At 58.3% G+C, this 26,895-nt stretch carries 21 protein-coding genes, 1 tRNA gene and 1 pseudogene; 9 read left to right on the plus strand and 14 right to left on the minus strand.

What is annotated here, in order from left to right; all coding sequences use genetic code 11:
- Nucleotides 1-12: 12 nt before the first annotated feature.
- Nucleotides 13-1,056, minus strand: a complete 1,044-nt coding sequence (locus tag B3N48_RS19990; RefSeq protein WP_414704262.1) for an ABC transporter substrate-binding protein — start codon at nt 1,054-1,056, stop codon at nt 13-15.
- A gap of 385 nt (nt 1,057-1,441) precedes the next feature.
- On the opposite strand from B3N48_RS19990, the gene B3N48_RS19995 reads away from it, so the two are divergent.
- The 6 genes from B3N48_RS19995 (at nt 1,442) to ppk2 (ending at nt 7,501) form a co-directional block, all read left to right on the plus strand.
- Complete coding sequence (locus B3N48_RS19995) at nt 1,442-2,062, plus strand: helix-turn-helix domain-containing protein (RefSeq protein WP_296186743.1); 621 nt, start codon at nt 1,442-1,444, stop codon at nt 2,060-2,062.
- A gap of 171 nt (nt 2,063-2,233) precedes the next feature.
- Nucleotides 2,234-3,238: a 2-keto-3-deoxygluconate permease gene (locus B3N48_RS20000; protein ID WP_296186745.1), complete on the plus strand. Its 1,005-nt coding sequence runs from the start codon at nt 2,234-2,236 to the stop codon at nt 3,236-3,238.
- On the plus strand, nt 3,235-4,530 hold the full coding sequence (locus B3N48_RS20005; RefSeq protein WP_296186746.1) for a four-carbon acid sugar kinase family protein: 1,296 nt from the start codon (nt 3,235-3,237) through the stop codon (nt 4,528-4,530). Before B3N48_RS20000 ends, B3N48_RS20005 begins: the two co-directional genes overlap by 4 nt.
- On the plus strand, nt 4,523-5,524 hold the full coding sequence (pdxA, locus tag B3N48_RS20010) for a 4-hydroxythreonine-4-phosphate dehydrogenase PdxA (protein WP_296186748.1): 1,002 nt from the start codon (nt 4,523-4,525) through the stop codon (nt 5,522-5,524). Before B3N48_RS20005 ends, pdxA begins: the two co-directional genes overlap by 8 nt.
- A 53-nt stretch (nt 5,525-5,577) precedes the next feature.
- On the plus strand, nt 5,578-6,348 hold the full coding sequence (locus B3N48_RS20015) for a DeoR/GlpR family DNA-binding transcription regulator (RefSeq protein WP_296186750.1): 771 nt from the start codon (nt 5,578-5,580) through the stop codon (nt 6,346-6,348).
- Nucleotides 6,349-6,589: 241 nt separating this feature from the next.
- On the plus strand, nt 6,590-7,501 hold the full coding sequence (gene ppk2 / locus B3N48_RS20020) for a polyphosphate kinase 2 (RefSeq protein ID WP_296186753.1): 912 nt from the start codon (nt 6,590-6,592) through the stop codon (nt 7,499-7,501).
- 33 nt (nt 7,502-7,534) lie between these two features.
- Here the strand turns inward: ppk2 and B3N48_RS20025 are convergent, their stop codons facing one another.
- The 7 genes and pseudogenes from B3N48_RS20025 to rpsU all read right to left on the minus strand — a co-directional run bounded on the left by B3N48_RS20025 (nt 7,535) and on the right by rpsU (nt 17,122).
- Nucleotides 7,535-8,578: an FUSC family protein gene (locus B3N48_RS20025; RefSeq protein WP_296186755.1), complete on the minus strand. Its 1,044-nt coding sequence runs from the start codon at nt 8,576-8,578 to the stop codon at nt 7,535-7,537.
- A 33-nt stretch (nt 8,579-8,611) separates the two neighbouring features.
- Nucleotides 8,612-9,187, minus strand: coding sequence for a hypothetical protein (locus tag B3N48_RS20030; RefSeq protein WP_296186756.1), 576 nt, complete (start codon nt 9,185-9,187; stop codon nt 8,612-8,614).
- Between the two features lie 109 nt (nt 9,188-9,296).
- Nucleotides 9,297-9,373, minus strand: a tRNA-Ile gene (locus tag B3N48_RS20035).
- 16 nt (nt 9,374-9,389) lie between these two features.
- Nucleotides 9,390-12,365: pseudogene (locus B3N48_RS20040) on the minus strand (sensor domain-containing protein); the annotation flags it as partial.
- Between the two features lie 410 nt (nt 12,366-12,775).
- Nucleotides 12,776-14,623, minus strand: a complete 1,848-nt coding sequence (rpoD, locus tag B3N48_RS20045; protein WP_296186758.1) for an RNA polymerase sigma factor RpoD — start codon at nt 14,621-14,623, stop codon at nt 12,776-12,778.
- Between the two features lie 67 nt (nt 14,624-14,690).
- Complete coding sequence (dnaG, locus tag B3N48_RS20050; RefSeq protein WP_296186761.1) at nt 14,691-16,661, minus strand: DNA primase; 1,971 nt, start codon at nt 16,659-16,661, stop codon at nt 14,691-14,693.
- Between the two features lie 245 nt (nt 16,662-16,906).
- Entirely contained in the window at nt 16,907-17,122 is a 216-nt protein-coding gene (rpsU, locus tag B3N48_RS20055; RefSeq protein ID WP_110951580.1) for a 30S ribosomal protein S21, read from the minus strand.
- A 191-nt stretch (nt 17,123-17,313) separates the two neighbouring features.
- Between rpsU and tsaD the strand changes: the two genes are divergently transcribed.
- Nucleotides 17,314-18,339, plus strand: a complete 1,026-nt coding sequence (tsaD, locus tag B3N48_RS20060; protein ID WP_296186765.1) for a tRNA (adenosine(37)-N6)-threonylcarbamoyltransferase complex transferase subunit TsaD — start codon at nt 17,314-17,316, stop codon at nt 18,337-18,339.
- Between the two features lie 55 nt (nt 18,340-18,394).
- Here the strand turns inward: tsaD and plsY are convergent, their stop codons facing one another.
- Nucleotides 18,395-18,964 carry a glycerol-3-phosphate 1-O-acyltransferase PlsY gene (gene plsY / locus B3N48_RS20065; RefSeq protein WP_296186767.1) on the minus strand — a complete coding sequence of 190 codons (570 nt, stop codon included), beginning with the start codon at nt 18,962-18,964 and terminating at the stop codon, nt 18,395-18,397.
- Nucleotides 18,965-19,038: 74 nt separating this feature from the next.
- On the opposite strand from plsY, the gene folB reads away from it, so the two are divergent.
- Both folB and folK read left to right on the plus strand, forming a co-directional pair.
- Nucleotides 19,039-19,392 carry a dihydroneopterin aldolase gene (gene folB, locus B3N48_RS20070; protein WP_296186769.1) on the plus strand — a complete coding sequence of 118 codons (354 nt, stop codon included), beginning with the start codon at nt 19,039-19,041 and terminating at the stop codon, nt 19,390-19,392.
- Nucleotides 19,383-19,910, plus strand: coding sequence for a 2-amino-4-hydroxy-6-hydroxymethyldihydropteridine diphosphokinase (gene folK / locus B3N48_RS20075; RefSeq protein WP_296186771.1), 528 nt, complete (start codon nt 19,383-19,385; stop codon nt 19,908-19,910). The genes folB and folK overlap by 10 nt, the downstream gene beginning before the upstream one ends.
- A gap of 143 nt (nt 19,911-20,053) precedes the next feature.
- On the opposite strand, the gene B3N48_RS20080 is transcribed toward folK, so the two are convergent.
- From B3N48_RS20080 to glpE, 5 genes are all read right to left on the minus strand, one after another.
- The gene (locus B3N48_RS20080; RefSeq protein WP_296186774.1) at nt 20,054-21,283 is read right to left on the minus strand and encodes a multifunctional CCA addition/repair protein; all 1,230 of its coding nucleotides are present in this window, start codon (nt 21,281-21,283) and stop codon (nt 20,054-20,056) included.
- Nucleotides 21,284-21,361: 78 nt separating this feature from the next.
- Nucleotides 21,362-22,924, minus strand: coding sequence for a SpoVR family protein (locus tag B3N48_RS20085; RefSeq protein ID WP_296186776.1), 1,563 nt, complete (start codon nt 22,922-22,924; stop codon nt 21,362-21,364).
- Entirely contained in the window at nt 22,921-24,192 is a 1,272-nt protein-coding gene (locus tag B3N48_RS20090; RefSeq protein WP_296186779.1) for a YeaH/YhbH family protein, read from the minus strand. Before B3N48_RS20090 ends, B3N48_RS20085 begins: the two co-directional genes overlap by 4 nt.
- A gap of 160 nt (nt 24,193-24,352) precedes the next feature.
- On the minus strand, nt 24,353-26,275 hold the full coding sequence (locus tag B3N48_RS20095; RefSeq protein ID WP_296186780.1) for a PrkA family serine protein kinase: 1,923 nt from the start codon (nt 26,273-26,275) through the stop codon (nt 24,353-24,355).
- A 287-nt stretch (nt 26,276-26,562) separates the two neighbouring features.
- Nucleotides 26,563-26,883: a thiosulfate sulfurtransferase GlpE gene (gene glpE / locus B3N48_RS20100; protein ID WP_296186782.1), complete on the minus strand. Its 321-nt coding sequence runs from the start codon at nt 26,881-26,883 to the stop codon at nt 26,563-26,565.
- Nucleotides 26,884-26,895: the final 12 nt, after the last annotated feature.

Consider the following 26,895-nt stretch of genomic DNA (forward strand, 5'->3'; position numbering starts at 1 on the left):
TCACTGGCCTATTCAGCGTGCGAGCCAGGCATTCAGGCGTTCTTCCAACTCTTCACCGTGATCGACCCAGAACTCGATATTCAACGGCACTGCGACGGCCATGTTTTGCGGCGAAGTCGGAATCCACGGGGCTTTGCTCGGGTCCAGTTTGTCGCTCAGGGCCTTATTGGTCACGCCATAGGCAATGGCTTGAGAAAAGGCTTGCTGCGGCACCGGATCGTTGGCGTAGGTGATGAATTTGTTCGCCGCGTCCTTGTGCTGCGAGCCTTTGACGATGGTCCAGTAATCCATGCTGTAGAGCGAGCCTTTCCAGATCGGCGCCACTTTCAGGCCTTCGCTGGCCGCCACTGCACCGCGCCCGCTGAAAGTGGTGGTCATGACGATGTCGCCCGACGCCAGCCATTGCATCGGTTGCGAGCCAGCTTCCCACCACTGGATGTAGGGTTTGAGTTTGTCCAACTTGGCGAATGCACGATCGACGCCAGCCGGAGTACTCAACACTTTGTAGACATCGGCGGGGGCTACGCCATCCGCCAGCAGTGCGTACTCGAGGGTGTACATGGCGCCTTTGCGCAGGCCGCGTTTGCCAGGGTATTTGTCGGTGTCCCAGAAATCCGCCCAGCTTGAAGGCACCGTTTTGACTTTGTCGGTGGCGTACACCAGCGGCATGCCCCAGACCAGCGCCGCAGAGCCACATTCTTGCTGGGCGCCTTCTATCAATGACTGGCCGCCCGCCAGCTTCGGCCATTCCAGCTTCTCGAACAGTCCCTCGGCGCACCCACGCTCAAGGTCCGGGGCTTCGACTTGCACAACGTCCCAGTCCGCGTGCCCGGTTTCGGCCATCACCTTGATCTTGGCCATTTCCCCGTTGTATTCGGTCTGCACCACGCTCACGCCTGCTTTTTTGGCGAAGGGCTCGAAGAGGGTGGTGTTCTGAATCTTCTGCGCCGCACCGCCGAAGCCCACGATCACCAGGTTTTCGGCGGCGAATGCGGACAAAGGAGCAAGCATCAATACCGCACATGCAATTTTCAGTTTCTTACTGTTCATCGACATTTTTCCTTACGGCCGTAGGGCTCTTTTTTCGCAGACGAAGGCGCACAAGGGCGTACCCCGGCTGCACAGGGGTAAACGGATAGAAACAGGCAATGGTTTGAAAAACGGGAAAGCAAGGCTGCACATGTGTGACGACGGACCCGCCGTCCGCAGGGTGTTCATTTTTGTTTTAGGCCCGCGAAACTGACAGCGGGGTGCCTAGAGACTAATCCACGGTTTATGAAAAAAGAAGATCACAATGATTTTTTAGTGAAAAAAATAGCTAAATTTTCACTTCGCCCAAAAATCGATCCCAGTGCCTTGTGCGGATCGACTTTTTTCAGCCTCAGCCGCTTAAACTGCGCCACGTTTGGCGGACCTCGCACACAGGTATCGGAGCAGCACGATGAGCAATGGAAAAATCCACGACCGCGCCAAGACGGTAGATTCAGAAGCCGAACACCTGACGGCGGGCGAAAGCTTTCTGGGCGAGCGCATTCGTGGCCTGCGCAAGCGCCAAGGGCTGACTCTCGCCGAGCTGGCAAAACGCAGTCAGCTTTCAGTGGGCTACATCAGCCAGCTGGAGCGCGACCTGTCGCGCCCATCGGTGGACACGTTGCTGAAAATCGGTCGTTGCCTGGGTGTGAACATCCAGTGGTTTTTCTCCACCAAATCCGACGTCAGCGAAGCGGATGCCGGGTACGTGGTGCGCAAGGAGAGCCGACAAAACATTCATTACGACGATGGCATCTACGACCAATTGCTCACGCCTAGCCCCAGCGGCCAGATCGAAATGGTCCATTCGCGATTCCCGCCCGGCGCTTACAACCGCACCAGCTATACCCACGAAGGTGAGGAAGTCGGCTACGTGCTGAGCGGCACATTCGAGTTGTGGGTAGGCGAGCGGCACTTCCAGCTTGCAGAAGGCGACAGTTTCCGGTTCTCCAGTCAGGAGCCCCACCGTTACGGCAACCCCGGCGATAGCGATGCTGTGGTGCTCTGGGTCATTACCCCACCCACGTACTGATTCTCTTACCCGTCCTCATAAAAAATGCTCGAATCGATCATGCTAATGATCGATTTGCGCATTTCGTGGCGTTGGAATAAGCTCTTTTGAGCAAATCGATCAGGCATATGATCATTTCGCTCAACTCAAACGCATTCATCGCACGCACTATAAAAACAAAGAGTACCCGCCATGGCCCAGATTCCTATCAAGCGCAGTATTGAACGTGTACCCGGCGGCATGATGATCGTGCCGCTGTTGATTGGCTCACTCGTTGCGACCTTCCTCCCTGACATGCCGAAATTCTTCGGCTCGTTCACCAATGCACTGTTTACCGGTTCACTGCCGATTCTCGCGGTGTTCTACGTGTGCATGGGCGCCAGCATCGACATCAAAGCCACGCCTTACCTGCTGAAAAAAGGCGGGGTGCTGTTCGGCACCAAAGTTGGCACCGCGATTGTGATCGGCGTGATCATGGGCCACTTCCTTGGCGAGCAGCCGATCACCTCAGGCATCTTCGCCGGACTTTCGACTCTGGCGGTCGTGGCCGCGATGAACGACACCAACGGCGGCCTGTACATGGCGTTGATGGGCCAGTACGGGCGTTCCGAAGACGTGGGCGCGTACTCGGTGATGTCGCTGGAATCCGGCCCGTTCTTGACCATGGTCACATTGGGCGTTGCCGGGTTGGCCGCGTTCCCCTGGCCAACCCTGGTCGGCGCGATTCTGCCGTTGCTCCTGGGCATGCTGTTGGGAAATCTTGACCGCGAGATGCGCGACTTTCTGGCCAAGGCCGTGCCGGTGATGATCCCGTTCTTTGCGTTGGCATTGGGCGCAAGTCTGGACCTGCATAAGGTCTGGCAAGCCGGGCTGCTCGGTATCGGCCTCGGCTTGGCCGTGGTGGTGCTGACCGGTATCCCGCTGTATTTCGCTGATCGCGTGTCTGGCGGTACGGGGGTGGCAGGCGTCGCAGCCGCGAACACGGCCGGTAACGCGGCGGCGGTGCCCGCACTCGTGGCCGCCGCTAACCCGGTTTACACCGAGGCCGCCAATTCCGCGACCTTGCTGGTGGCTGCCTGTGTGGTGGTGACGGCTGTCCTGTCGCCGATTCTCACGGCCTCCGTCGCCAAACGCTACAAAGAGCGTCACCCGGCAAAAACCGCGGACGTGAATACGGAGCGGGAGGTCGTTCGATGACACTGCTGATCATTGCCGATGATCTGTCGGGCGCGGCAGATTGCGCGATCGCCTTTGCCGGCGCAGGACTGAGCACGGTGGTGACCCTTGACGCCGCCCACGACACGGGTGCGGCCAGTGTGGTCGCCATCGACACCGACACCCGTCGCTTGTCGGTGGCGCAGGCAGGCGAGCGCACGCTGACCGCTTGGCAGACCCTGCGCAAACCGGGGCAACGTCTGTACAAAAAAATCGACTCGACCCTGCGCGGCAACTGGGCCGCTGAGGTGGCCGCCTTGCAGCCGCACGTCGGGCTGGCCATCATCGCCCCGGCCTTTCCCGCCACAGGTCGCACGACCTTGAGCGGCCGAGTGATGGTCAACGGGCAGCCGCTGGAAACCACTGACACTTGGAAACTCGAGCACGCTGATCGCTCGGCAGACATCGCGTCGATGTTGGGCGATGCCGGCCTGCGTGTCGCCAAGCTCTCGTTGGAGGCGCTGCGGGGGAGTTCTGCCGCACTGCTGCAGCACATCACCGAAGTCGCCCACAGCGAAGCCGATGCGCTGATTGTGGATGCCGAGACCACTGAAGACCTGCGTACCCTTGCGGTCGCCACGACGACCATCAACGCGCCGCTGTTCTGGGTGGGCTCGGGTGGACTGGCGCGCGAGCTCGCTGCGCTGCCGTATCTGCTATCCACGCCCGCACAAACGCCCGTCGCTCCACGTGAAAAATATGCGCCGACATTGGTGTTGGTCGGCAGCCTGTCGAGCGTTTCCGAACGCCAATGCGCCTTGCTGAAAGAACGCGCGGACATTGGCGAATTGGTAGTGCCGCCAGCGGTGCTGCGGCAGGGCCCAGCGCATGGGGATTGGGCCGGCTGGGAACTGCGGATTCGTGCGTACCTGCGCGGTGGCGACGATCTGCTGCTGCGCATAGGCCGCGACGACGCGTTCAATCCTGCCGAGGGCGCTCAACTCTCGACTCAACTGGCCGCGATGGTGCGCCCGCATTTTGCTCACGTCGGCGGTCTGGTGGCCACTGGCGGCGAGACCGCGCGCGCCATGCTCGGCGCAGCGGGCATCGGCAGCCTGCAGTTGCTGTGCGAGATCGAAGCCGGCGTCGCATTCGGGCTGCCCATTTCAACTCAAGACGGTCATCGCCCCGGCGTCGTGACCAAGGCTGGCGCGTTCGGCACCGACCACGCGCTTTACGCCGCCTGGCTGCACATGAATAACGCTGTAGAACCTGCGCGATACAGCGCAGACCCTGTCCCGACTTCTGCGTCACAAGGTAAATATCATGAGTAACTATCTGCCCGTCATCGGCATCACCATGGGCGACGCGACGGGCGTTGGCCCGGAAATCGTCGTCAAGAGCCTCGTTCATGACGTGGTCTATCAACAATGCCGGCCCTTGGTCATCGGCGATGCCGGGCGCCTGGAGCTGGCAAACACAATCGTCAACGGCAACGCGAAGGTCCGTCGGATCAAGGAAGCTTCCGAAGCTCAATACGAGCCGGGGGTTATCGATTGCATCGACTTGAACCTGATCCCAACTGACCTGCCGTTTGGCCAACTGTCGCCGATTGCCGGGGATGCCGCGTTTCAGTACATCGCCCGTGCCGTGCAACTGGCCGAGGCCGGTCAGATCGACGCCATCTGCACTGCGCCGCTCAATAAAGAAGCGCTGCACGCGGGGGGCCACAAATACCCCGGTCATACCGAAATGCTCGCGCACCTGACCCATGTCGATGAAGTTTCGATGATGCTCGTCGCGCCGCACTTGCGCGTCATTCACGTGACCACTCACATCGGCATCATCGATGCGATTCGCAAAATCGAGCCGGGACTGGTCCAGCGCACTATCGAGCGCGGCAACGCCACCTTGATCAAAGCGGGCATCGCCAGACCGCGTATTGGCGTGTGCGGCATCAACCCTCACGCGGGCGAGAACGGCCTGTTCGGCTATGGCGAAGAGGAAGAAAAAATCATCCCGGCCGTTAAAGTCCTGCAAGCGCAAGGGCTGGACGTGACGGGGCCGTTGCCGGCAGACACGCTGTTCTTCCGCGCCGGTCGTGGCGATTTCGATCTGGTGGTGGCGATGTATCACGACCAGGGTCATGGCCCGGTGAAAGTGTTGGGCCTCGAAGCGGGGGTCAACGTGACAGTGGGTCTGGAAGTCATTCGCACGTCCGTGGACCATGGCACCGCGTTCGATATCGCAGGCAAGGGCATTGCCGATGAGCGCAGCCTGCTTGAGGCGCTGCGTCAGGGCGCTGAACTCGCTACGCGTCGGGGATGAGCCGTGGCGGCGCGCTCGTGTAAGATCACGGCCTTTGCGAAACGAGGCCGCCCATGAAAGCCATTGACCGTCATCGCGCCATTCTCGAACTGGTGCGCGCCCGCGACACCAATGTTGAGCAACTGAGCGCGACGTTGGGGGTGTCCGAAGCCACCGTGCGGCGCGACCTGACCATGCTCGCCAAGCAACGGCATCTGGTGCGCACCCATGGCGGCGCTACCGCGCTGATTGGTGTGCATGAGCCGGAAGCTTCGCTGGACGAGCGCAAGTCAGCGCAGCGTGATCAGAAAGACGCCATCGCCAAAGTGGCCGCGACGCATGTTCAAGAGGGCGACACCGTACTGCTCGACGGCGGCACCACCTGCGCGGCCTTGGCCTTGCACCTGTGTTCGCGGCAGAACGTGCACGTCGTCACCAACAATTTGTTGGCCGTGATGACCCTCGCCAACGCGCCAGGCATTCGCTTGACCCTGATCGGCGGAGACCTTCGCGGGTCGAGCATGAGCACGCTTGGCCCGCTTGCGGAACTGACGCTCAGCCGTTTGAGCGTCGACAAGGCGTTTATGGGGGCTGACGGTGTGGTCGCGGAATTCGGTCTGTGCGAAGCCAGCGACCAGCAGGCCTACCTGAAGGAATGCATCATCAAACGCGCCGCGCAGGTGTTCGTTCTCGCGGATGCCGACAAACTGGGCCGCGCACGTCAGCAACATTGGACCCCCATCGAGCGGGAATGGACGCTGATCACGGCTGCCCAAGCCGATGACGCGCTGTTGGCGCCGTTCAGGGCCATGCAGCAGATTACGGTGGAAATCGCCGGTTCTTGACCGGGGGTAACGCTGTGAGAGCGCATCCACTCGCGATGCCGTTGTTCATCGATCCGAGATGCACCGTTTGCTTCGATGCCTTTCGCGACTGCGTTCGCGTCCACGGTTCTAGATTTGCCTAAGGCACGAGCCTATTGGCTATAGGACTTTTCCCTGTTGCCACCTTTCTGTCATTCAGCTGTCACTCCCGGCATGTCTAAATTTGCTCCCTGACCCTCAAATCCACGCCGGGAGCTCTGTCATGAGTCTGGATTTATCCGAAACCGCCCGCTACATGCACGCCGATATCCTCGACAGCTTTGACGAAGAGCTAGAGATGGAATACGACGATGCGCGCCTGGATGGCCTGCTGTCAGATTTGGGCGAGGAAGTCCCGACAGGCATCGACCGACGCGTGTATTTCCGCGAACTCCTGCGTCTGCAAGGTGAGTTGGTGAAACTTCAGGATTGGGTCGTCAGCCAAAAGCTCAAAGTCGTCGTGCTGTTTGAGGGACGCGACGCGGCAGGGAAGGGCGGCGCGATCAAACGCATCACTCAGCGCCTCAACCCTCGAGTCTGCCGCGTGGCTGCGTTGACAGCACCCAGCGAGCGCGAGCGCACGCAGTGGTATTTCCAGCGCTACGTTTCGCACCTTCCCGCCGCAGGCGAAATGGTCCTGTTTGACCGCAGCTGGTACAACCGCGCCGGCGTCGAGCGGGTCATGGGCTTCTGCAACAACGATGAATACGAGGAGTTTTTCCGTACCGTCCCAGAGTTTGAAAAGATGCTGGTACGCTCGGGCATCATCCTCATCAAGTATTGGTTCTCCATCACTGACGACGAGCAATACCGCCGCTTTCTGATGCGCATCCACGACCCTCTGAAGCAGTGGAAACTGTCGCCGATGGACCTGGAATCCCGTCGTCGTTGGGAAGACTACACCCGCGCCAAAGAAGAAATGCTGACCCGCTCCCACACCGACGTGGCGCCTTGGTGGATCGTCGAAGCCGATGACAAAAAGCGCGCACGATTGAACTGCATCCACCACCTGCTGCAACAAATCCCGCGTGGCGAGGTGGAATCGCCACACGTGGTGCTGCCAGAGCGTGAGTACAACGCCAACTACCTGCGTGCGCCGGTGCCTCGGGAAATGGTGGTGCCTTCGGTGTATTGAGCGACTGACGAATCGATCAGGCAGCGAAGGGGCTCAGATTTTCCACTTCTTCGCCGTCTGCGCCAGCCGTTGCTGCAAGGCTTCAATGTTCAGCGCCAGTTGCCGGGTCATCAGCTGATACCCCAATACTTCGGCTGACACCGCTGGCGCCTCCGGGCCGACCGCCAACGACTCGCTCGGCCGCGCCAGACGCTCAGTCGCGCCACTTTGCAACGCTCTCGCCATTCCGATCAGCATGCGCCGAATCCGACGCTGCTCGGCGTTCATATCCGCATTGCCAAGGTCCGCCGGACGCAGGTTGGAAAGGATCTCCAATGTGCTCAGGCACATGCGGAAATGACCCTGAATCGCATCCAGTTCCACCAGCGAAATCTTCACCTCTTTCGACACCGAGGGCATCAGCGAGCGAAGTTGCAGCATCGTTGCGTTGAGCTTGGCCGTCAGCTTCAAGTGCTCATCCGCCGCCATCGACTGCCCACTGCTGATGCGCTCATACACCTTCGCGCAATCCCGCAAACCGCTGGCCAGGTTGTAGCGCCACGAATACACCGCATACAGCGGCAACGCGAAAGAAAAGGCCAGTGCCAGGACAATCCCGATCAGAATATCCACCGTGCGCCACAGCCCGTCGGTGATCGGATTGTCACCGTGCCCTGCGACGATAAACAGCGTGATTGCTGACAACAGCGCCGTGTACCCACCTTTGCCGATCGCGTGATACGCGAAAAATCCGCAGATCAACGACATGATCACGTACGTCAGCAACGGCATGCCCAGATAACTTTCCTGCGCCACCACCGCCAACCCCAACGCCGCCCCGATCAACGTCCCATAGGCCCGCTCCACCGACTTCTTGCCGATATTCCCGTGATGCTGCAAGCCACCGATCACGATCAACATCGTCACCGACGCCCACTCGCCGTGAGGCAGATGAATGCCGGTTGTCAGCAGAATGGAAACCAGCAAACCGACAACGATCCGCCCCGCGTGGATATAGCGCGCGTGACGATAACGGCGATAGGGATCCAGGAGTGGGCGCAAGAGGCGGCGGATGAAGAGGGGCATAGTGATGTTCATGGACTAAAGACCCTCCCGGCCGCCAATTGATCCTTAAGTCAGGCCGGAAATGCGCGTGAGAAACGCTGCGAGGTAAGTGCTCGTCAGGCCAATCAAAACGATTCCTGCAGGGCGCTCCCACCAGTTCTTGACCTCTCCGGGTGGCATTTGCAGAGAGAGTACCGTAACGCTTGCGGGCTGGTTGATGACGGTAGCTGCCTGATCCTGCGGGAGCATCGAGCGTAACCAGATCTCGTCTCTCGCCTTTTTCTTGATCGACTCGATGTCATTGAAAAGCTGAATGCCGCATCCTCGGATATAGGCTCCAGCGCCGATTACAGCCATGATGCCAGCAAGCATCAGCGTGTCTAATGTCAGTGGATTGTGAATGTCGAGGCGAGGCGTGGCTTCCCATAGAATCTCCAGAAAGCTCGTGGCTTGATAGACGCTCAGGCTGAGATTCTGGAGCTCGTCGCCTATACCGCTGAGGAACGAAGCTTTCATCTGCGTCCCGAGATCGTAAATAGAAAGTACCGCAACCATTAGCAGTTGAGTAAATCCAATCAGCATCACCGCCAAGCCCAGCCACTTCATCCGGCGTGACTTCTTCACTGCTTCCCAAACTGTCATTTCTTCATGTCCTTGTGCTCAAAATATTTAGTGTTTTCGCGTCCTGCGAGTGATCAGTTTGGTAACGACCTCGGCAATAGAAAAGCCGCGCAATGCGCGGCTTTGGATGTGGTGGGCCCACACGGACTCGAACCGTGGACCAAAGGATTATGAGTCCTCTGCTCTAACCAACTGAGCTATAGGCCCTCAGTCAGGCGGCGGATTATAACGACGGTTTCTGTGCAGTGCTATCCGAAAAGTCTGAAAGCGTCATACGAAGAAACGTCGCGCAAAATTCGTCGGGGCGTAAGGGCAGGCTGACGATGTAGCCCTGGATCTGTTCGCAGCCTTCGTCGGTGAGGAACTGCTGCTGTTCGAGGTTTTCGACGCCTTCGGCGATGACGGTCAGTTGCATGCTGCGTCCCAGGGCGATGATGGCGCGAACAATCGCGGCATCGTGTGGGTCGTCCGGCAGGCCGCGGACGAAGGACTGGTCGATCTTGAGGATGTCCAATGGCAGGCGTTTGAGGTAGCTGAGGGACGAATAGCCTGTGCCGAAATCGTCGATGGCCAATTGCACGCCGAGTTTTTTCAGCCGATGCAGGACGGAGAGCGCTTCTTCAGTCTGGGACATGATGAAGTTTTCGGTGATCTCCAGTTGCAGGCAGCCGGGTTGGAGGGCGTATTGGTGGAGCAGGTTTTCGATGCGGGTCACCAGATTCGGTTGTCGCAGTTGCGCACCCGCAAGGTTCACCGAGAGGGGGCCGAAAACGTCGTAGGCCTGGTTCCACTGGTGAAGCTGCTCACACGCTTGCTCCAATACCCACTCTCCGATCTGTAGGATCATGCCGTTCTCTTCTGCCAGAGGAATGAACCGCTCAGGTGGAACCTCTCCAAAAGTAGGGTGAGTCCAGCGGATAAGCGCTTCGGCGCCGACCAATCGTTGTGTAAGCAAACTGATTTTTGGCTGGTAGGAAAGCGTGAGCTCGTTGCGCTCTATGGCCCGCCGCAATTCGTGTTCCAGTGCGATGCGCTCGCTGGCTTGGGCTGTAAGGTCACGGGTGTAGCTTTCGACGCGGTTGCGGCCTTTGGCCTTGGAGCGGTACATCGCTGCGTCAGCGTTTTTGATAAGAGTCGCCACATCGGCGCCGTCTGATGGGAACAATGCGGTGCCAATACTGGTACTGATAAAGAACTCGTGCTCGCCGGCCTGGAAGGGTGCTGAGAAGCTGTTGAGCAGTTTGGTGGCGATCGCTTCTGCATCGCTGTCTGTGTGCAGGCCAGGGAGCAAAATAATGAATTCGTCACCCCCGAGTCGCGCGACAGTGTCGATGTCGCGAAGGTTATCTTTCAGCCGCTGGGCGATGCCTTTGAGCAGCAAGTCGCCCACCGGGTGCCCCAGGCTGTCGTTGATGTGCTTGAAACGATCCAGGTCGAGAAATAGCACTGCGCCAAGACTGTTGGCGGCTTTGCTGTGCGTTAACGCGGTATGTAGCCGACTTTCGAACAACGTGCGGTTTGGCAGACCCGTTAGCGGATCGTGATGCGCTTGATAGTCCAGACGTGCTTGAGCCTGTTTCAGGCTGGAAATGTCGGCGAAAACGGCCACGAAGTGGGTAATGAATCTGTCCCGATTCCGCACGGCGCTGATCGTCAGCCAGCTGGGGTAGATCTCGCCATTCTTTCGACGATTGCTGATCTCGCCCTGCCAATGACCTTCTGCGGTCAGCTGATACCACATGGCAGCGTAAAACGCGCTGTCGTGCAGTCCCGAGGCCAGGAGGCGCGGCGTTTCCCCGAGTGCTTCGCCCTCGCTGTAGCCGGTGATTTCGCTGAAGGCGCGGTTGACGGCGTTGATCCGCTGACGGGTGTCAGTGATCAATACGCCCTCAGCCGTGCTCTCGAAAACGGTCGCGGCCAGTTGCAGTTTTTCCTGCATCTGGTGGCGCTCGGTAATGTCGCGGGCGATGGTCAGCATGCAGTCTTCGCCGCCAATGGGCAGAGGGCGCGACGATATTTCGCACAGCCGTATTTGACCGTCCCTACGGCGAATATGGCTGGTGAAGTCTTTGACGAAGCCGTCGCGCGCGAGCTGCTCAAGCAATTGCTGGCGTTCATTGAGGTCGACCCAGATTCCGAGGTCCAGCGTGGTCCGATCCAGAGACAGCGAGCTGTGGTAACCCGTGATTCGGCTGAAACCGTCATTGATTTCCACCAGCAGCCCATCGCTTTGCCGCGAGATCAGCAAGCCGTCGGGGGACGAGTGGAAGGCTTTGGCGAATTTTTCCTCGGACAGTTGCAGCTGTTGCTGGGCCTCTTTCAGCGGGGTGATGTCACGCACGACCACAACCACTGCGGGAGTGGAGTCCAGATCGAAGGGCTCAGCTGACAGCAGACCGGTAAACGTGTGGCCGTTGCTTCGGCGGAACGGCATTTCCAGATTGCGAATGCTGCCCTTTTGCAAGCGCTGCAAAAGGCTCGGGCCAATGTCAGGGATGCCCCAAATGTCGAGTTCACTCGGTGTCCGACCCACAATTTGGTCAGCGGTGAGACCGATCTGTTCGACGAACGCCTGGTTCGCTTCCAGGAAACACCCGTCAGACAATCGCGCAATCACCAGAATGTCCGGGCATTGAGCGAACACCGAGGCGAACTTTTCCTCGGATTGACGCAGCGCTTCTTCTGTTTGTTTCGCCTCTGTGATGTCGATCATCAGACCGCGCATGACCGGATCCTGGCCGTAAGCAATCAGCGTCACGATGTCGCGAATCCACAGGGTTCTACCGTCGGCGCTGATTACCCGGTAATCGAGGCTGTGGTCGTTACCCAATTTGGTCTGGACGTCACAGTAGGCCTCGGCAGCGTCCAGATCGGCTGGGTGAACGATGCTGCGCCAGAATCCGGGTCTCAGCCATTGATGGAGCGGGTAGCCAAGCAAATTCTCTGCATGAGGGGAAACATAGTTGTACGAATAGTCTTGGGTGTTGGCTTCCCACGCGATGGCCGACAGGCTCTCGATCATCCCTCGATAATGGTATTCGCTGCTTCGCAGTTCCTGCTCCAACGCTACACGGCGAGCGATTTCCGAGCTGAGGCGGCGGTTGATGCGCACAACGATGAGCAAAATCGTGGAAAGCAACACCAGCCCCGGAAGCCCATACAACACAAAATCCCGCCAGAATCTTGGAGGGTCGGGGACAGGGCGGGGCGACGTTGCCTGGTCGTCACTTGCGTCATGCACCTCGGCATAGGCCAAAACCTGAGCAGAACGGACGTCAAAGCGTTGAAAGACATCGTCTCCAAGACCGATGCCGGTAGAACGCTCAATATCCGGCGAAGCAGTGTCCGTACTTTGCATTGATCCCTCATGCAAGCTCGGCCAGGTTGTCTCAGTTTGGGAAAGAATCTGAGCATCGACGTTCGTCGACCCTATCAAGCACATGAAAGCAATGGCCGGCATCCAAAACATGGCAGCCTCATTCCGTCGCAGCGTTAAGAATGTTTCGAGTGTAGCTGCGCTAAGAGGAGGTGGCACACTGCCGATTTCTTGTTCGCTGAAACGCAAAAACCCCCGGCATGGCCGGGGGTTTTGTTTTTAACGCGTGTTGCTTATTCGTCCAGGAACGAACGCAGGTGTTCGCTTCGGGTCGGGTGACGCAGCTTGCGCAGCGCCTTGGCTTCAATCTGACGAATACGCTCACGCGTGACATCGAACTGCTTACCGACTTCCTCAAGAGTGTGGTCGGTATTCATGTCGATGCCGAAGCGCATCCGCAGGACCTTGGCTTCCCGAGCGGTAAGGCCCGACAGCACTTCACGCGTTGCTTCTTTCAAGCTTTCGACGGTAGCAACATCGATTGGCGACTGCATGGTCGAATCTTCGATGAAGTCACCCAGATGCGAATCTTCGTCGTCGCCGATTGGCGTTTCCATGGAGATCGGCTCTTTGGCGATCTTCAATACCTTACGGATCTTGTCCTCAGGCATTTCCATGCGTTCGCCCAGCTCTTCCGGCGTCGGTTCACGACCCATTTCCTGCAGCATCTGACGAGAAATGCGGTTGAGCTTGTTGATCGTCTCGATCATGTGCACCGGAATACGAATGGTGCGTGCCTGGTCGGCGATCGAGCGAGTGATCGCTTGACGGATCCACCAGGTGGCATAAGTCGAGAACTTGTAACCGCGGCGGTATTCGAACTTGTCCACCGCTTTCATCAAACCGATGTTGCCTTCCTGGATCAAATCGAGGAATTGCAGGCCGCGGTTGGTGTACTTCTTGGCGATCGAGATCACCAGACGCAAGTTCGCTTCAACCATCTCTTTCTTCGCGCGGCGGGCCTTGGCCTCACCGATCGACATGCGACGGTTGATGTCTTTGATTTCCAGCACGGTCAGGCCGGTTTCTTCTTCCAGCGCGGTCAGCTTTTGCTGGCAACGCTGGATATCAGCCTGCAGGCGACCGATGGCTTCGGCATATTTGCTCTTGCCTTTGGCCAGTGCGTCGGTCCAGCTCTGATCGACTTCGTTGCCTGGGAACTGGCGCAGGAAGTCAGCACGAGGCATGCGAGCGTCGCGCACGCACAGCTGCATGATGGCGCGTTCTTGTGCACGAAGACGCTCCAGCGCACTGCGAACACGTTCGACCAGACCTTCAAACTGCTTTGGAACCAGCTTGATCGGCATGAACAGCTCTGCCAGGACCAGCAACTCTTCATTGGCCTGCTTGCTGCCACGACCATGCTTTTTCAGGGCCTTGAGGGCGACCGCCATCTGGTCTGAAACCGCACCGAAACGCTGAGCAGCCACGACTGGGTCCGGGCCGCTTTCGGCCTCTTCCTCGTCGTCGCCATCGGCGGATTCTTCGTCGTCATCGTCAGCTACATCGGTCTTTTCGGCCTTCTGATCGATTGGCGGCGGGACCTCGGCAGGCGGCGCAATGCCGTCGTCGGGGTCGATGTAACCGCTGAGCACGTCGGACAGGCGGCCACCTTCAGTGGTGACACGCGTGTATTCGGAGAGAATGTGCTCGACTGTGCCGGGGAAGTGCGCAATCGCGCCCATCACTTCACGGATGCCCTCTTCGATACGCTTGGCGATTTCGATTTCGCCTTCGCGTGTCAGAAGCTCGACCGTACCCATTTCGCGCATGTACATGCGCACCGGGTCGGTTGTGCGACCGATGTCGGTTTCGACTGCTGCCAACGCGGCGGCTGCTTCTTCAGCGGCTGCCTCGTCAGTGTCAGCTTCGGCCAACAGAAGGGCGTCCGCATCCGGAGCACTCTCGAATACGTTGATCCCCATGTCGTTAATCATGCGGATGATGTCTTCCACCTGTTCCGGATCTGAAATATCCTCCGGCAGGTGGTCGTTGACCTCCGCGTAAGTCAGGTAACCCTGCTCACGACCGCGGCTGATCAACTCTTTGAGGCGAGACTGCTGTTGCGCTTTTCCGGACATAACACCCTATCCACTGAAGGTCTTGGCGGGCAAAAAACAAGCCGAGGATTATACCCGAGCTAGGACCTCACGCGCCAGTTGAGGTCGGGGTTTGTGCAGGAACTTTGCGATTTAACAGGTTGAGTAGCTGTACTTTTTCCTCAGCACTCAGACCGGTCTGCCGTTCCTTCCTGATCAATTGATCGAGACTTCGCTCGCGTTGGCGGGCGGACAAGCTAGTTATAGTGTCGAAAAACTGTTGTTCAAGGTTATCGGCCGAGATCAGCCATTCCTTTTCCGCCAGTTGTCGTAATAATCGTCCTTGATCGGTTCCGTGCCAGCGTGCGATCAGTTGCAGGGACCGCAGCTTCGGATTTTTTTGCAGCGCTTCGAGTAGTGCGACCAGCAACTGCGAGTAAACGTTGTCTTCGGCCGCGAAATGGCTGGTGTCCTCCACCTTCTGCGACAGGTCCGGGTGATGGAGCAAAGTCCGGAGGGCTGTCAGTGTCGGTGGTTCGACCGTCGCCGGGGTGCGCGGGGCGCGAGGTTCAAAGTCCGGCCGCTTGCCGTTCTTGTCCCACTTCTTGCCTTTGTCCCACGGCTTTTTTTCCCATTTCTTCTGCTGGCCGCCTGATGAGTTGGGCGTCCATTCTTGCTGTGGTTCGTAGGCGTCATGCGGCTGGTAATCGCCGTAATCAGGCACTGAATCGTAATCAAACCCCGGGTCGTAAACCGGCGGTGCCTCGGCGGGAGCGCTCTGCACCAGCTGATTGACCGCGGCGGTGTCCAGCCCGGTGATCTCCTTGAGGCGGCGACGCATCAGCTCCCGAAGGTTGGCGCCCGGCACCTTTTCGATCAGCGGAGCAGCCAAGGTGACCATATGCGCTTTGCCTTCCAGCGAACGCGGATCGGCTTCTTTGGTCAACTGCTCGAAAAAATAATCCGCCAACGGTTGCGCGTGCTGGTTGATTCTTGCCTTGAACGCATCGGTGCCTTCGGCGCGTACTAGCGTGTCCGGATCCTCACCTTCTGGCAAAAACAGAAACCGGGCGCGTCGGCCGTCCTGCAGGCTGGAAAGGGTCGCCTCCAGGGCGCGCCAGGCGGCGTTCCGGCCTGCCTGGTCTCCGTCGAAACAGAACAGCACGTTGGGCACGACGCGGAATAGACGTTTCAAGTGCTCTTCGCTGGTGGCCGTGCCCAGTGTCGCAACGGCATTGCGCAGGCCCTGTTGAGCCAGTGCGATGACGTCCATGTAACCTTCGACAACGATGATCTCGTCGAGGTTGCGATTGTATTTGCGGGCCTCGAACAGCCCGTACAGCTCCTGACCCTTGTGAAACACGGGTGTTTCAGGCGAGTTCAGATATTTCGGCTTGTCATCGCCGAGCACGCGTCCACCGAAGGCAATGACGCGGCCTCGGCTGTCGCGAATGGGGAACATCACCCGATCGCGAAAGCGGTCATAGCGCTTGCCGGTCTCCGCGTTTTCAATCAGCAGACCTGCATCGATCATGGCCTTCTGCTGAAGCGTGTCGCTGCTCAGATGTTTATAAAGATTGTCCCAGCCGGGCGGAGCAAACCCCAACCCGAAATCGCGGGCGATTTCACCTGAGAGGCCACGGCCTTTCAGGTAGTCCACTGCTGATTTGCGAGTCGGGTGGCTTTTCAGCGCAGCCCGGTAGAACTCCGCGGCAGCGGTCAGCAGCGGGTAAAGCGGCGAATCAGTGGGTTGTCTGGGCTTTTGCCCCCTGACGCCCTGTTCGCGGGGCACTTCCATGCCGGCGGCTTTGGCGAGTTCCTCGACGGCCTGGGGGAAGTCCAGGTTGTCGTGGTCCATGATGAAGCCGAGAGCGTTGCCCCCTGCGCCGCAACCAAAGCAGTAATAAAACTGTTTGTCGGGGCTGACGCTGAACGACGGTGTCTTTTCTTTATGGAAAGGACAGCAGGCGCTGAAATTCTTGCCGGTTTTCTTTAATTGAACGCGCGAGCTGACAACGTCGACGATGTCGGTGCGGTTGAGCAGGTCGTCAATAAACCCTTGGGGAATCAGTCCGGCCATGGCGTTCTCATCATCAGGCGCCCCGCCAGAAAAATCATGGCGAATCCAAAGCGTAACGACGGTTGCTGGGTCAGTGTAGACGGGTCAACGCTGCCTGAAATCAGGCTGGAAGAATTCGACGGGGGTGTCTCGGTCGCGAAAGGACGTCGACAGCCTTCGCCTGTCTTGCTTTAAGCGAAATCTGCAACTGCCGACAGCCCGGCTTTGGGGCCGGGCAAGGCAGAAGCTTGCGACAAACGTCTGTATTAATACAGACGAACGGCGCGGCGCTGTTCGCGCTGAACTTTCTTGGCGTGACGTTTAACGGCAGCAGCTGCCATACGCTTACGCTTCGAAGTTGGCTTCTCGTAAAATTCGCGGCTACGAACTTCGGCCAGAGTGCCGGCTTTCTCGCAGGAGCGCTTGAAACGACGCAGAGCTACGTCGAAGGGTTCATTCTCTTTAACTTTGACGGCTGGCATCCAGAGCTACCTTCATTCATTACCGGGGTCGGCGCTCGTACAACACTTGTATGAGTACGCCGGTTTTAAGGGTTGCGGATGTTAACCCCTCGGCGCGAGGAATGCAAAGCCTCTGATCGAAAACCGCTAGTCGTGGGCATGAGCGGCGACTATTATGCGCGCCTTCGAATTCAGCCTCCAAGGCGTGCCCCATGTTAGTACTGGGATTGGAAACTTCTTGCGATGAGACCGGCGTGGCGCTGTATGACAGCGAGCGCGGGCTGCTCGCCGATGCATTGTTCAGCCAGATCGATCTGCATCGGGTCTATGGCGGTGTAGTCCCCGAGCTTGCGTCCCGCGATCACGTGAAACGCATGTTGCCCCTGATTCGTCAGGTGTTGGCCGAGGCCGATTGTGTCACGACCGACATCGACGCGATCGCCTACACCGCAGGCCCCGGTTTGGTCGGCGCACTGCTGGTGGGTGCGTCCTGTGCCCAGGCGCTGGCCTTCGCGTGGGACATTCCCGCGCTGGGCGTGCATCACATGGAGGGCCATCTTCTCGCGCCTATGCTGGAGGAGCATCCGCCCGAGTTTCCGTTCGTCGCTTTGTTGGTATCAGGCGGTCACACCCAGCTCGTTCGCGTGGACGGCATCGGCGTCTATGAGCTGCTGGGTGAAACCCTGGATGACGCTGCGGGGGAGGCCTTCGACAAAACCGCCAAGATGATGGGCTTGAATTACCCCGGCGGGCCTGAGATTTCTCGCCTGGCGCTTAATGGTGTGCCGGGGCGCTTCACGTTTCCTCGCCCCATGACGGACCGTCCGGGGCTGACGTTCAGCTTCAGCGGCTTGAAAACATCTGCCTTGAACACCTGGCAGCACTGTCAGAGTGCTGGGGACGACGGCGAGCAAACCCGTTGCGACATTGCGCTGGCCTTCCAGGAGGCGGTGGTGGAGACTTTGACCATTAAATGCAAACGCGCCTTGAAGCAGGCAGGCATGCAGCGCCTGGTGATCGCCGGTGGCGTGAGTGCAAATAAGGCACTGCGTCACTCCTTGGAGCAGATGCTCAACGGCATCGGCGGCAATGTGTATTACGCGCGTCCAGAGTTTTGCACGGATAACGGCGCGATGATCGCGTTCGCAGGCTGTCAGCGATTGCAGGCGGGGCAGAAAGAGGGGCTGAGCATCAGCGTTCAGGCGCGCTGGCCGATGGAGCAATTGCCGGGTCTATAAAGGCTGCAGATGTGGATAAAAGAAGGCTCGGTTGAGCCTTTTTCACCTTTTGCATTCAGAAATGCCGTTCGCGTCCGGCATGGAGGTCGCGTAGATTGCCGCGGTGGCGCCAGACGATCAGCAGTGTCAACACGCTCATGGGCACCAGCGCGTGGGGCTCTTGCCAGGCGAGTAGCGGCAGGGTCAGAGGCGTAGCGATCAATGAAGCGAGTGAACTGGTGCGGGTAAGGTAAAACGTCAGCAGCCACGCAACAATCGCCAGCAGCGCAGCAGGTGGATACAGACCCAGCAGCATACCGGCCGCTGTTGCGACGCCTTTGCCCCCCTTGAAACGGAAGTACAGCGGAAACAGATGGCCGAGTACGGCGTACAGCCCGATCCAGGCTTGTTGGCGAGGGTCCAATCCCGCCCAGCTGGCGAGCAGCACGGGGATCATCCCTTTGCAGACATCGCCGATCAGGGTCAGGATAGCGAGCTTCTTGCCCGCCAGGCGTAGCATGTTGGTGGCGCCCGCGTTGCCCGAGCCACTGGCGCGTGGGTCAGGGCTACCGGTCAGACGGCTGAGCAGGATGGCGAAGGACAGCGAGCCGAGCAGGTAGGCGAAAAGTGCCAGTAACCAAAACATGCTAACCATTCCGGGCGGGGATGCCCTGATTCTAACGGCGCATCGCGCCCTTGTCGTGCAGCGGAGAGAAAGGCTTGGACAGAGTTTTCATTGAGGGTCTGGAGGTCGATACGGTCATCGGTGCCTACGACTGGGAGCGCGGCATTCGTCAGTGCCTGCGACTGGACCTGAGTTTTGCCTGGGACAATCGACCCGCTGCCGCAGGCGATGACTTGAGCAAAGCACTCGACTACGCCAGCGTCTCTGCGCGCATTCAGGCATTTGCCGAGATTTCGCAGTTTCAACTGGTCGAAACCTTCGCCGAGCGCCTGGCGGAGGTGTTGATGAATGAATTCGACATCCCTTGGCTGCACCTGAAACTCACCAAACCCGGAGCCGTGTCGGCGGCCAAAGGCGTGGGCGTGGAGATCGAGCGCGGATGCCGCTGACACGGATTTTCCTCGGTCTGGGGAGCAACATTGATCGCCATCGGCACCTGTGCTCAGGGCTCGACACGCTGGCTGGCTTTCTTACGGACATGTCTTGTTCGCCGGTGTTCGAGAGCCTCCCGGTGGGGATCAAGAGCGGGCCGTTTATCAATCTGGTGGTGTCGGCGCTCACGGACTTGCCACTGCTCGAGCTGGACCGTCGCCTGAAACTCATCGAAGCCGATAACGGTCGTTATGCACCGGATCGTAAAGGGCTGCCGCTGGATATCGACGTGCTGTTGTATGGCGAGCAGGTGGGCAATTTCGACGGGCTGGTGTTGCCCCGCGCCGAGATACTCAAGAATGCGTTCGTGCTGTGGCCGCTGTCGCTGATTGCGCCAGAAAAAGTCCATCCGGAAGTGGGAATGACGTTCGCCACTTTGTGGGAAGCGTCGCAAATCGAGCAGCAGCTGTGGCCGGTGGCGTTCGAGTGGCAGGGTCAGCCACTGACCCCGGATACGATGCTGCCTCCCCTCTAGGCGCGTGGCTTGTCCCGCGAGCGGCGACGTAGTCGTCGTAAATTCGACAGGTGCGGTGTGACAGGCAGAGCACATTCGCTGGTTTACGACGGGGTCCCCGCCGGTCGCGGGACAAGCCGTGCGCCTACAGAGTGTGTGTCACGTCACATCTGATACGACGCCTTGTAAAACGTCAGCGTATCCAGCCGTTCACGCTTCAGCGCTTGGCCCAATTCCTGCCCCTGATACCCCTGATCCAACAATGGCTGAACGGCTACATGCCTCGCCGCCTCTGCGGCGCCGCGCAGGTATTCGGCCTGTGGATAACTCCGGTCCTCGAAACCCTTACGACCTCGCGCGTCCATTTCACACGCGACGATAAATTCCTCGAAGCGCTGCGGGCGGCGGTAGACGTCGAAGGTTTGGAGCAAGTCCAGCAACGTCGAAGGCTTGAGTTCCAGTGCTCGATGGCCGTGGGTGTGGTACTGGCCCACCAGCAGTGCCAGTTCCTGACAATCCTTCGGCACCTTGAAACGTTCGCTTACCGCTTTGATCGCTTTAAGGCCTTTCTGCTCGTGGGCAATATGACGCGGCCACTCTTCTGCCGGTGTCAGCCCTTTGCCCAGGTCGTGCAGCAGGCATGCCCAACGCACGCTCAACGGTTGCTTGTGCACCGCTGATTGATGCAGAACGCTCAGGACATGCAGCCCTGTATCGATTTCTGGATGATGCGCTTCAGGCTGCGGAATGCCGAACAGCGTGTCGATTTCCGGCATCAGCACCCCGAGCGCGCCGCACTCTTTCAGAACCTGGATGAATACCTGTGGCTCCCGCTCCATCAACGCGCGGGAAATTTCCTTCCAGCTGCGCTCTGGCGTGAGGGCTTCCAGCTCGCCAGAGGCGCTGAGTTGGCGCATCAAAACCATCGTTTCTGGCGCAATGGTGAAACCATCAGGTGCGTAGCGTGCGGCAAATCGCGCGACCCGTAGGACACGCAGTGGATCTTCCGCGAAGGCCGGAGAAACATGGCGCAATACGCGATCCTGCAAATCGCGTTGGCCGTGATAGGGGTCGATCAAATGCCCCTGTTTGTCTTCGGCAATGGCGTTGATAGTCAGGTCGCGGCGGATAAGGTCTTGTTCAAGGGTGACGTCCGGGTCGGCGTGAAACACAAAACCGCCATAACCGCGACCAGTCTTGCGTTCGGTCCGAGCCAGCGCGTATTCCTCGCCGGTGAGGGGGTGCAAAAAGACCGGAAAGTCCGTGCCGACCGGGCGATAGCCCTTGATTAACATTTCATCGGTGGTCGCGCCGACGACTACCCAGTCGGTGTCCGCAACCGGTTTGCCAAGCAGGCGATCACGCACAGCGCCGCCAACTTTATAGATCTGCATAAAAAAGCCTCCGTCAGCGCGACAGGATAAACCTTACATCGCGCCAGCGGAGGGCCATTTTCAGATCAGACTCATCCCCTAAAGGTGAACGACCGCCAGGTCGAGCCGGGGATATTCACTGTCAGCGTGTTCGCTTCTCGGTGGGACGTGGTGAGTTTTCATGACCTGGTCGCCCTGTAGCGTTTCGAGATGAATGTCGAAACCCCACAAGCGATGCAGGTGTTTGAGCACTTCGTCCGTCGAGTCGCCCAGCGGTTTACGGTCATGCTGCTGATGGCGCAGGGTCAGCGAACGGTCGCCGCGGCGATCGATGCTGTAGATCTGCACGTTTGGCTCGCGATTGCCCAAGTTGTACTGCGCAGCGAGGGTTTCTCTGATCGTTCTGTAGCCTGTTTCATCATGAATCGCAGGTACAAGCAGATCGTCCTTTTGGTCGTCATCCAGAATGCTGAACAGCTTGAGGTCACGAATGACCTTGGGCGACAGGTATTGCAGGATGAAACTCTCATCCTTGAAGCTGCTCATCGCAAACTTCACCGCCGTCAGCCAGTCCGAACCGGCCAGTTCCGGGAACCAGCGATAGTCTTCCTCGGTGGGGTGTTCACACATCCGCCGAATGTCCTGGTACATGGCGAAGCCCAGCGTGTAGGGGTTGATGCCGCTGTAATAGGGGCTATCAAAACCCGGCTGGAACACCACGCTGGTGTGAGACTGCAGGAATTCGAGCATGAATCCGTCAGTGACCAGACCTTCGTCGTACAGATCGTTCATCAGCGTGTAGTGCCAGAAGGTCGCCCAGCCTTCGTTCATGACCTGAGTCTGGCGCTGCGGGTAGAAATACTGGGCGATCTTGCGCACGATGCGCACGATTTCACGCTGCCAAGGCTCCAGCAGAGGCGCGTGCTTCTCAATGAAGTAGAGGATGTTTTCCTGTGGCTCAGCGGGAAAGCGCGCATTGTCTTCTTTGTCGCTCTTGCTGGCATTTTTCGGGATCGTGCGCCAAAGATCGTTGATCTGCTTCTGCAAGTGCTCTTCACGGTCCTTCATGCGGCGGCGTTCTTCCTCCGCCGAAATCGGGTAGGGACGCTTGTAGCGGTCAACGCCGTAATTCATCAGAGCGTGGCAGGAGTCGAGCAAGTCCTCGACCGCGTCGATGCCATGGCGCTCTTCGCATTGCATGATGTACTGCTTGGCGAACACCAGGTAATCAATGATCGAACTGGCGTCGGTCCAGGTGCGGAACAGGTAATTGCCCTTGAAAAAGCTGTTGTGGCCATAGCACGCATGGGCCACGACCAGCGCCTGCATGCAGATGGTGTTTTCCTCCATCAGATATGCAATGCAGGGATCGGAGTTAATGACGATTTCATAAGCCAGGCCCATCTGGCCACGTGAGTAGGATTTTTCCGTGCTGAGGAAGTGTTTGCCGTAGGACCAATGGTGATAACCCAGCGGCATGCCGACCGACGCATAAGCATCCATCATCTGCTCAGCGGTGATCACCTCGATCTGGTTGGGGTAGGTGTCCAGGGCATAACGCTCGGCGATGCGGCTGATTTCCCGGTCGTAGGCCTGGATCAGTTCGAACGTCCACTCTGAACCCGTGGAAAGGGGTTGGCGCTTCTGCTCTCTAGCGGTCATGTCACTAACCTGCGCTGGAAGAGTTCACGGAATACCGGATAGATATCACCGGCAGAGACCAGCTGCTGCTGGGCGAACGTGTCGGCGAAGGCTTCGCCGATGCGCTCGTATTCGAACCACAGTGCCTGATGTTCGCGGGGCGTGATTTCGACGTAAGTGTAGTACTGCACGAACGGCATGATCTGCTTGATCAGAATGTCGCGGCAGATGGGCGAGTCGTCGTTCCAGTTGTCGCCGTCGGAAGCCTGCGCGGCGTAGATGTTCCACTCGTTGGTGGGGTAGCGCTCGGCCATGATCTCCTGCATCAGTTTCAATGCACTGGAGACGATGGTGCCGCCGGTTTCCCGTGAATAGAAAAACTCTTCCTCGTCGACCTCCCGGGCGCTGGTGTGGTGACGGATGAACACGACCTCGATTTTGTCGTAATTGCGCTTCAGGAACAGGTACAGCAGGATGAAAAACCGCTTGGCGATGTCCTTGGTCGCTTGCGTCATCGAGCCGGAAACGTCCATCAGGCAGAACATCACTGCCTTTGAACTCGGATTGGGCTGCTTCACCAACAGGTTGTATTTGAGGTCGAACGTGTCGAGATACGGCACGCGTTTGATCCGCGCCTGCAAACGTTGGGCTTCGACTTCCAGTTCCTGGATGTCGCCGAAATTGTCAGGCTCTTCGCGCTTCAGGCGCTCCAGTTCGGCCAGCACTTCCTTCAGCTTGGCGCGGCTGCTGCCGGACAGCGCGATGCGTCGCGCATGGGCTGAACGTAACGTGCGAATGATGTTGATGCGCGAGGGGTTACCTTCGTTGCTGATACCCGCGCGCACGGTTTTGAAGGTATCGGTGCCGCTCAGGTTGCGTTTGACGAGATTGGGCAGTTCGAGGTCTTCGAACATGAATTCGAGGAATTCTTCCTGGGTGATCTGAAACACGAACTCGTCCATGCCTTCGCCGGAGTTGCTCGCCTTGCCAGGCCCTTTGCCACCGCCGCCACCTTGGGGACGGGCGATGTGCTCGCCGGTGGTGAATTCTTTGTTGCCGGGGTGGACGACGGTCTGTTTGCCGCCGCGTCCATGATGCAGTACCGGCTCGTCAATGTCGCGACCCGGGATGCTGATCTGTTCGCCATGTTCCATGTCGGTGATGGAGCGGCGGCTCACCGCTTCTTCCACCGCTTTCTTGATGTGGTCACGGTAGCGACGCAGGAAGCGCTGCCGATTTACCGTGCTCTTGTTCTTGCCATTGAGACGTCGGTCGATCACATAACTCATAGAAGGCCCCTTCGGGGAGCTGCAAGCATGAAGCTGCAAGCTGCAAGTTTTGACCGCAAATACCGCACTTCAAGCGACGAGCCTTAAACGTTGCAGTGGTCCATCGAACACACCGAATCGCTTTTAGCTCGCCGCTTGAAGCTCACAATGTGTCGCTGCTTTATTGTGATTTGCGGACACGCAGGTACCACTCGGACAGCAGCCGTACCTGTTTGTCGGTGTAGCCCCGCTCGACCATTCGGGTGACGAAGTCGTTGTGTTTTTGCTGATCCTCTTTGCTGGCCTTGGCGTTGAAACTGATCACCGGCAGCAGATCCTCGGTATTCGAGAACATTTTCTTCTCGATCACGACACGCAGCTTTTCGTAGCTGAGCCACGTTGGATTTTTGCCGTTGTTATTGGCCCGGGCGCGCAGCACAAAGTTGACGATCTCGTTACGGAAATCCTTGGGATTGCTGATGCCGGCCGGTTTCTCGATCTTCTCCAGTTCCTCATTGAGCGCCACGCGGTTGAGGATCTCGCCGGTTTCAGGGTCCCGGTATTCCTGATCCTGAATCCAGAAGTCCGCGTACAACACGTAGCGATCGAAAATGTTTTGACCGTATTCGCTGTAGGACTCCAGATAAGCCGTCTGGATTTCCTTGCCGATGAACTCGATGTAGCGCGGCGCCAGGTATTCCTTGATGAACCGTAGGTAACGCTCACGGGTTTCGGCCTGGAACTGCTCTTGCTCGATCTGCTGCTCCAGCACGTACAGCAGGTGGACCGGGTTGGCGGCCACTTCGTGTGGATCGAAGTTGAATACCTTCGACAGAATCTTGAACGCAAAGCGGGTCGACAGGCCGTTCATGCCTTCGTCGACGCCCGCGCTGTCGCGGTATTCCTGAATCGACTTGGCTTTCGGGTCGGTGTCCTTCAGGTTCTCGCCGTCATACACCCGCATCTTGGAATAGATGTTGGAGTTTTCTGGCTCCTTGAGGCGCGAAAGAACAGTGAACTGCGCGAGCATTTTCAGGGTGTCTGGCGCGCAATGGGCCTTGGCCAGCGAGCTGTTGAACAAGAGCTTGTCGTAAATCTTGATCTCGTCGCTGACCCGCAGGCAGTACGGCACCTTCACGATGTAGATACGGTCGATGAAGGCTTCGTTGTTCTTGTTGTTGCGGAAGCTGTGCCATTCCGATTCGTTCGAGTGGGCCAGCAGAATACCGGTGAAGGGGATCGCGCCCAGGCCTTCGGTACTGTTGTAGTTACCTTCCTGAGTGGCGGTGAGCAGTGGGTGCAGGACCTTGATCGGCGCCTTGAACATCTCCACGAATTCCATCAGGCCCTGGTTGGCCCGGCACAACGCGCCAGAGTAGCTGTACGCATCGGCGTCGTTCTGTGGATATTCTTCGAGCTTGCGGATATCGACTTTACCGACCAGCGCCGAAATATCCTGGTTGTTCTCATCGCCCGGCTCGGTTTTCGCAACAGCGATCTGATTGAGGATCGACGGATATAGCTTCACCACCTTGAACTGGCTGATGTCGCCCCCGAACTCGGCCAGACGTTTGGTCGCCCAAGGCGACATGATGGTGTTCAGGTACCGGCGCGGGATGCCGTAGTCCTCTTCGAGGATCGTCCCGTCTTCGGTGGGTTTGAACAGGCCCAAGGGCGATTCGAAAACCGGCGAGCCCTTGATGGCGTAGAAAGGGATCTTTTCAACCAGCTGTTTCAGCTTTTCAGCCAGAGACGACTTACCGCCGCCGACCGGGCCGAGCAGGTAAAGGATCTGTTTCTTTTCTTCCAGACCCTGAGCGGCGTGGCGGAAGTACGAGACGATTTGCTCGATGCAGTCCTCCATGCCATGAAAGTCTTCGAACGCTGGATAGCGCCGGATGACTTTGTTGGAGAAGATCCTGGACAGCCGGGAATTGGTCGACGTATCGAACAACTCAGGCTCGCCGATGGCCATCAGAAGACGTTCTGCGGCTGAGGCATATGCACTGCGGTCTTGTTTGCAGAGCTCCAAGTACTCCTGTAGCGAGAGCTCTTCCTGGCGTGTCGATTCAAAGCGTTGTTGGAAGTGGCTAAAAATACTCATGACGTCACCTCGCTCGATACGTGGAGCCGGCGGCGGATCGTCAGTCGATGTTGGATGACGGCTGATCAGTCAGACGCCATTTACCCCCCAAACACCATAAAAGTAGCTACCGATGACCCACGCGCCGGTGTACCGGCTCTCCCCTGATTCGGATGGCCTGAGCACAAGGATAGTTCGGATTCGCACACAGAAAGAAGGAAGGCGTATGAATGTAGGGCGGCCGTTCGTCAGTTAGACGCGCGAAGCCGCGTAGCACGCGGCCTCGCGTCCTGAAAAAATATTTTTGATCAGCCCTGCGCCGTTTCGGTGGGAAATGTGTTTTTCCACAGCTCGAAACCGCCGTCCATGCTGTAGACCTCAGAGAAGCCCTGTCCTACAAGATAGGCCGCTGCGCTCTGACTTGAATTGCCGTGATAGCAGACGACGACGAGCGGTTTGTCTAGGTCGGCATTGCGGATGAAGTCCGCAATGGAATGGTTGTCCAGGTGGTGAGAATCTGGAATGTGGTTGCTGGCGAACGTCTGTGCGTCGCGGACATCGACCAGCACCGCGCCGTTTTCACGCAGGGCCTGGGCCTGCTCCGGCGGGATGCGTTTGAAGTCGGTCATGGCATGAGCTCC

Source organism: Pseudomonas sp. UBA1879, assembly GCF_002338065.1.
Classification (GTDB): domain Bacteria; phylum Pseudomonadota; class Gammaproteobacteria; order Pseudomonadales; family Pseudomonadaceae; genus Aquipseudomonas.

Bases quoted from the DNA above. Each gene is read 5' to 3' on its own strand.
- B3N48_RS20090 (WP_296186779.1), bottom strand. From the start codon at position 24,192: ATGAGTTATGTGATCGACCGACGTCTCAATGGCAAGAACAAGAGCACG.
- B3N48_RS20015 (WP_296186750.1), top strand. From the start codon at position 5,578: ATGAAAGCCATTGACCGTCATCGCGCCATTCTCGAACTGGTGCGCGCC.
- folK (WP_296186771.1), top strand. From the start codon at position 19,383: ATGCCGCTGACACGGATTTTCCTCGGTCTGGGGAGCAACATTGATCGC.
- glpE (WP_296186782.1), bottom strand. From the start codon at position 26,883: ATGACCGACTTCAAACGCATCCCGCCGGAGCAGGCCCAGGCCCTGCGT.
- plsY (WP_296186767.1), bottom strand. From the start codon at position 18,964: ATGTTTTGGTTACTGGCACTTTTCGCCTACCTGCTCGGCTCGCTGTCC.
- ppk2 (WP_296186753.1), top strand. From the start codon at position 6,590: ATGAGTCTGGATTTATCCGAAACCGCCCGCTACATGCACGCCGATATC.
- pdxA (WP_296186748.1), top strand. From the start codon at position 4,523: ATGAGTAACTATCTGCCCGTCATCGGCATCACCATGGGCGACGCGACG.
- B3N48_RS20030 (WP_296186756.1), bottom strand. From the start codon at position 9,187: ATGACAGTTTGGGAAGCAGTGAAGAAGTCACGCCGGATGAAGTGGCTG.
- rpsU (WP_110951580.1), bottom strand. From the start codon at position 17,122: ATGCCAGCCGTCAAAGTTAAAGAGAATGAACCCTTCGACGTAGCTCTG.
- B3N48_RS19995 (WP_296186743.1), top strand. From the start codon at position 1,442: ATGAGCAATGGAAAAATCCACGACCGCGCCAAGACGGTAGATTCAGAA.
- tsaD (WP_296186765.1), top strand. From the start codon at position 17,314: ATGTTAGTACTGGGATTGGAAACTTCTTGCGATGAGACCGGCGTGGCG.
- B3N48_RS20095 (WP_296186780.1), bottom strand. From the start codon at position 26,275: ATGAGTATTTTTAGCCACTTCCAACAACGCTTTGAATCGACACGCCAG.
- B3N48_RS20085 (WP_296186776.1), bottom strand. From the start codon at position 22,924: ATGACCGCTAGAGAGCAGAAGCGCCAACCCCTTTCCACGGGTTCAGAG.
- B3N48_RS20000 (WP_296186745.1), top strand. From the start codon at position 2,234: ATGGCCCAGATTCCTATCAAGCGCAGTATTGAACGTGTACCCGGCGGC.
- B3N48_RS19990 (WP_414704262.1), bottom strand. From the start codon at position 1,056: ATGTCGATGAACAGTAAGAAACTGAAAATTGCATGTGCGGTATTGATG.
- B3N48_RS20005 (WP_296186746.1), top strand. From the start codon at position 3,235: ATGACACTGCTGATCATTGCCGATGATCTGTCGGGCGCGGCAGATTGC.
- rpoD (WP_296186758.1), bottom strand. From the start codon at position 14,623: ATGTCCGGAAAAGCGCAACAGCAGTCTCGCCTCAAAGAGTTGATCAGC.
- B3N48_RS20080 (WP_296186774.1), bottom strand. From the start codon at position 21,283: ATGCAGATCTATAAAGTTGGCGGCGCTGTGCGTGATCGCCTGCTTGGC.
- B3N48_RS20025 (WP_296186755.1), bottom strand. From the start codon at position 8,578: ATGAACATCACTATGCCCCTCTTCATCCGCCGCCTCTTGCGCCCACTC.
- dnaG (WP_296186761.1), bottom strand. From the start codon at position 16,661: ATGGCCGGACTGATTCCCCAAGGGTTTATTGACGACCTGCTCAACCGC.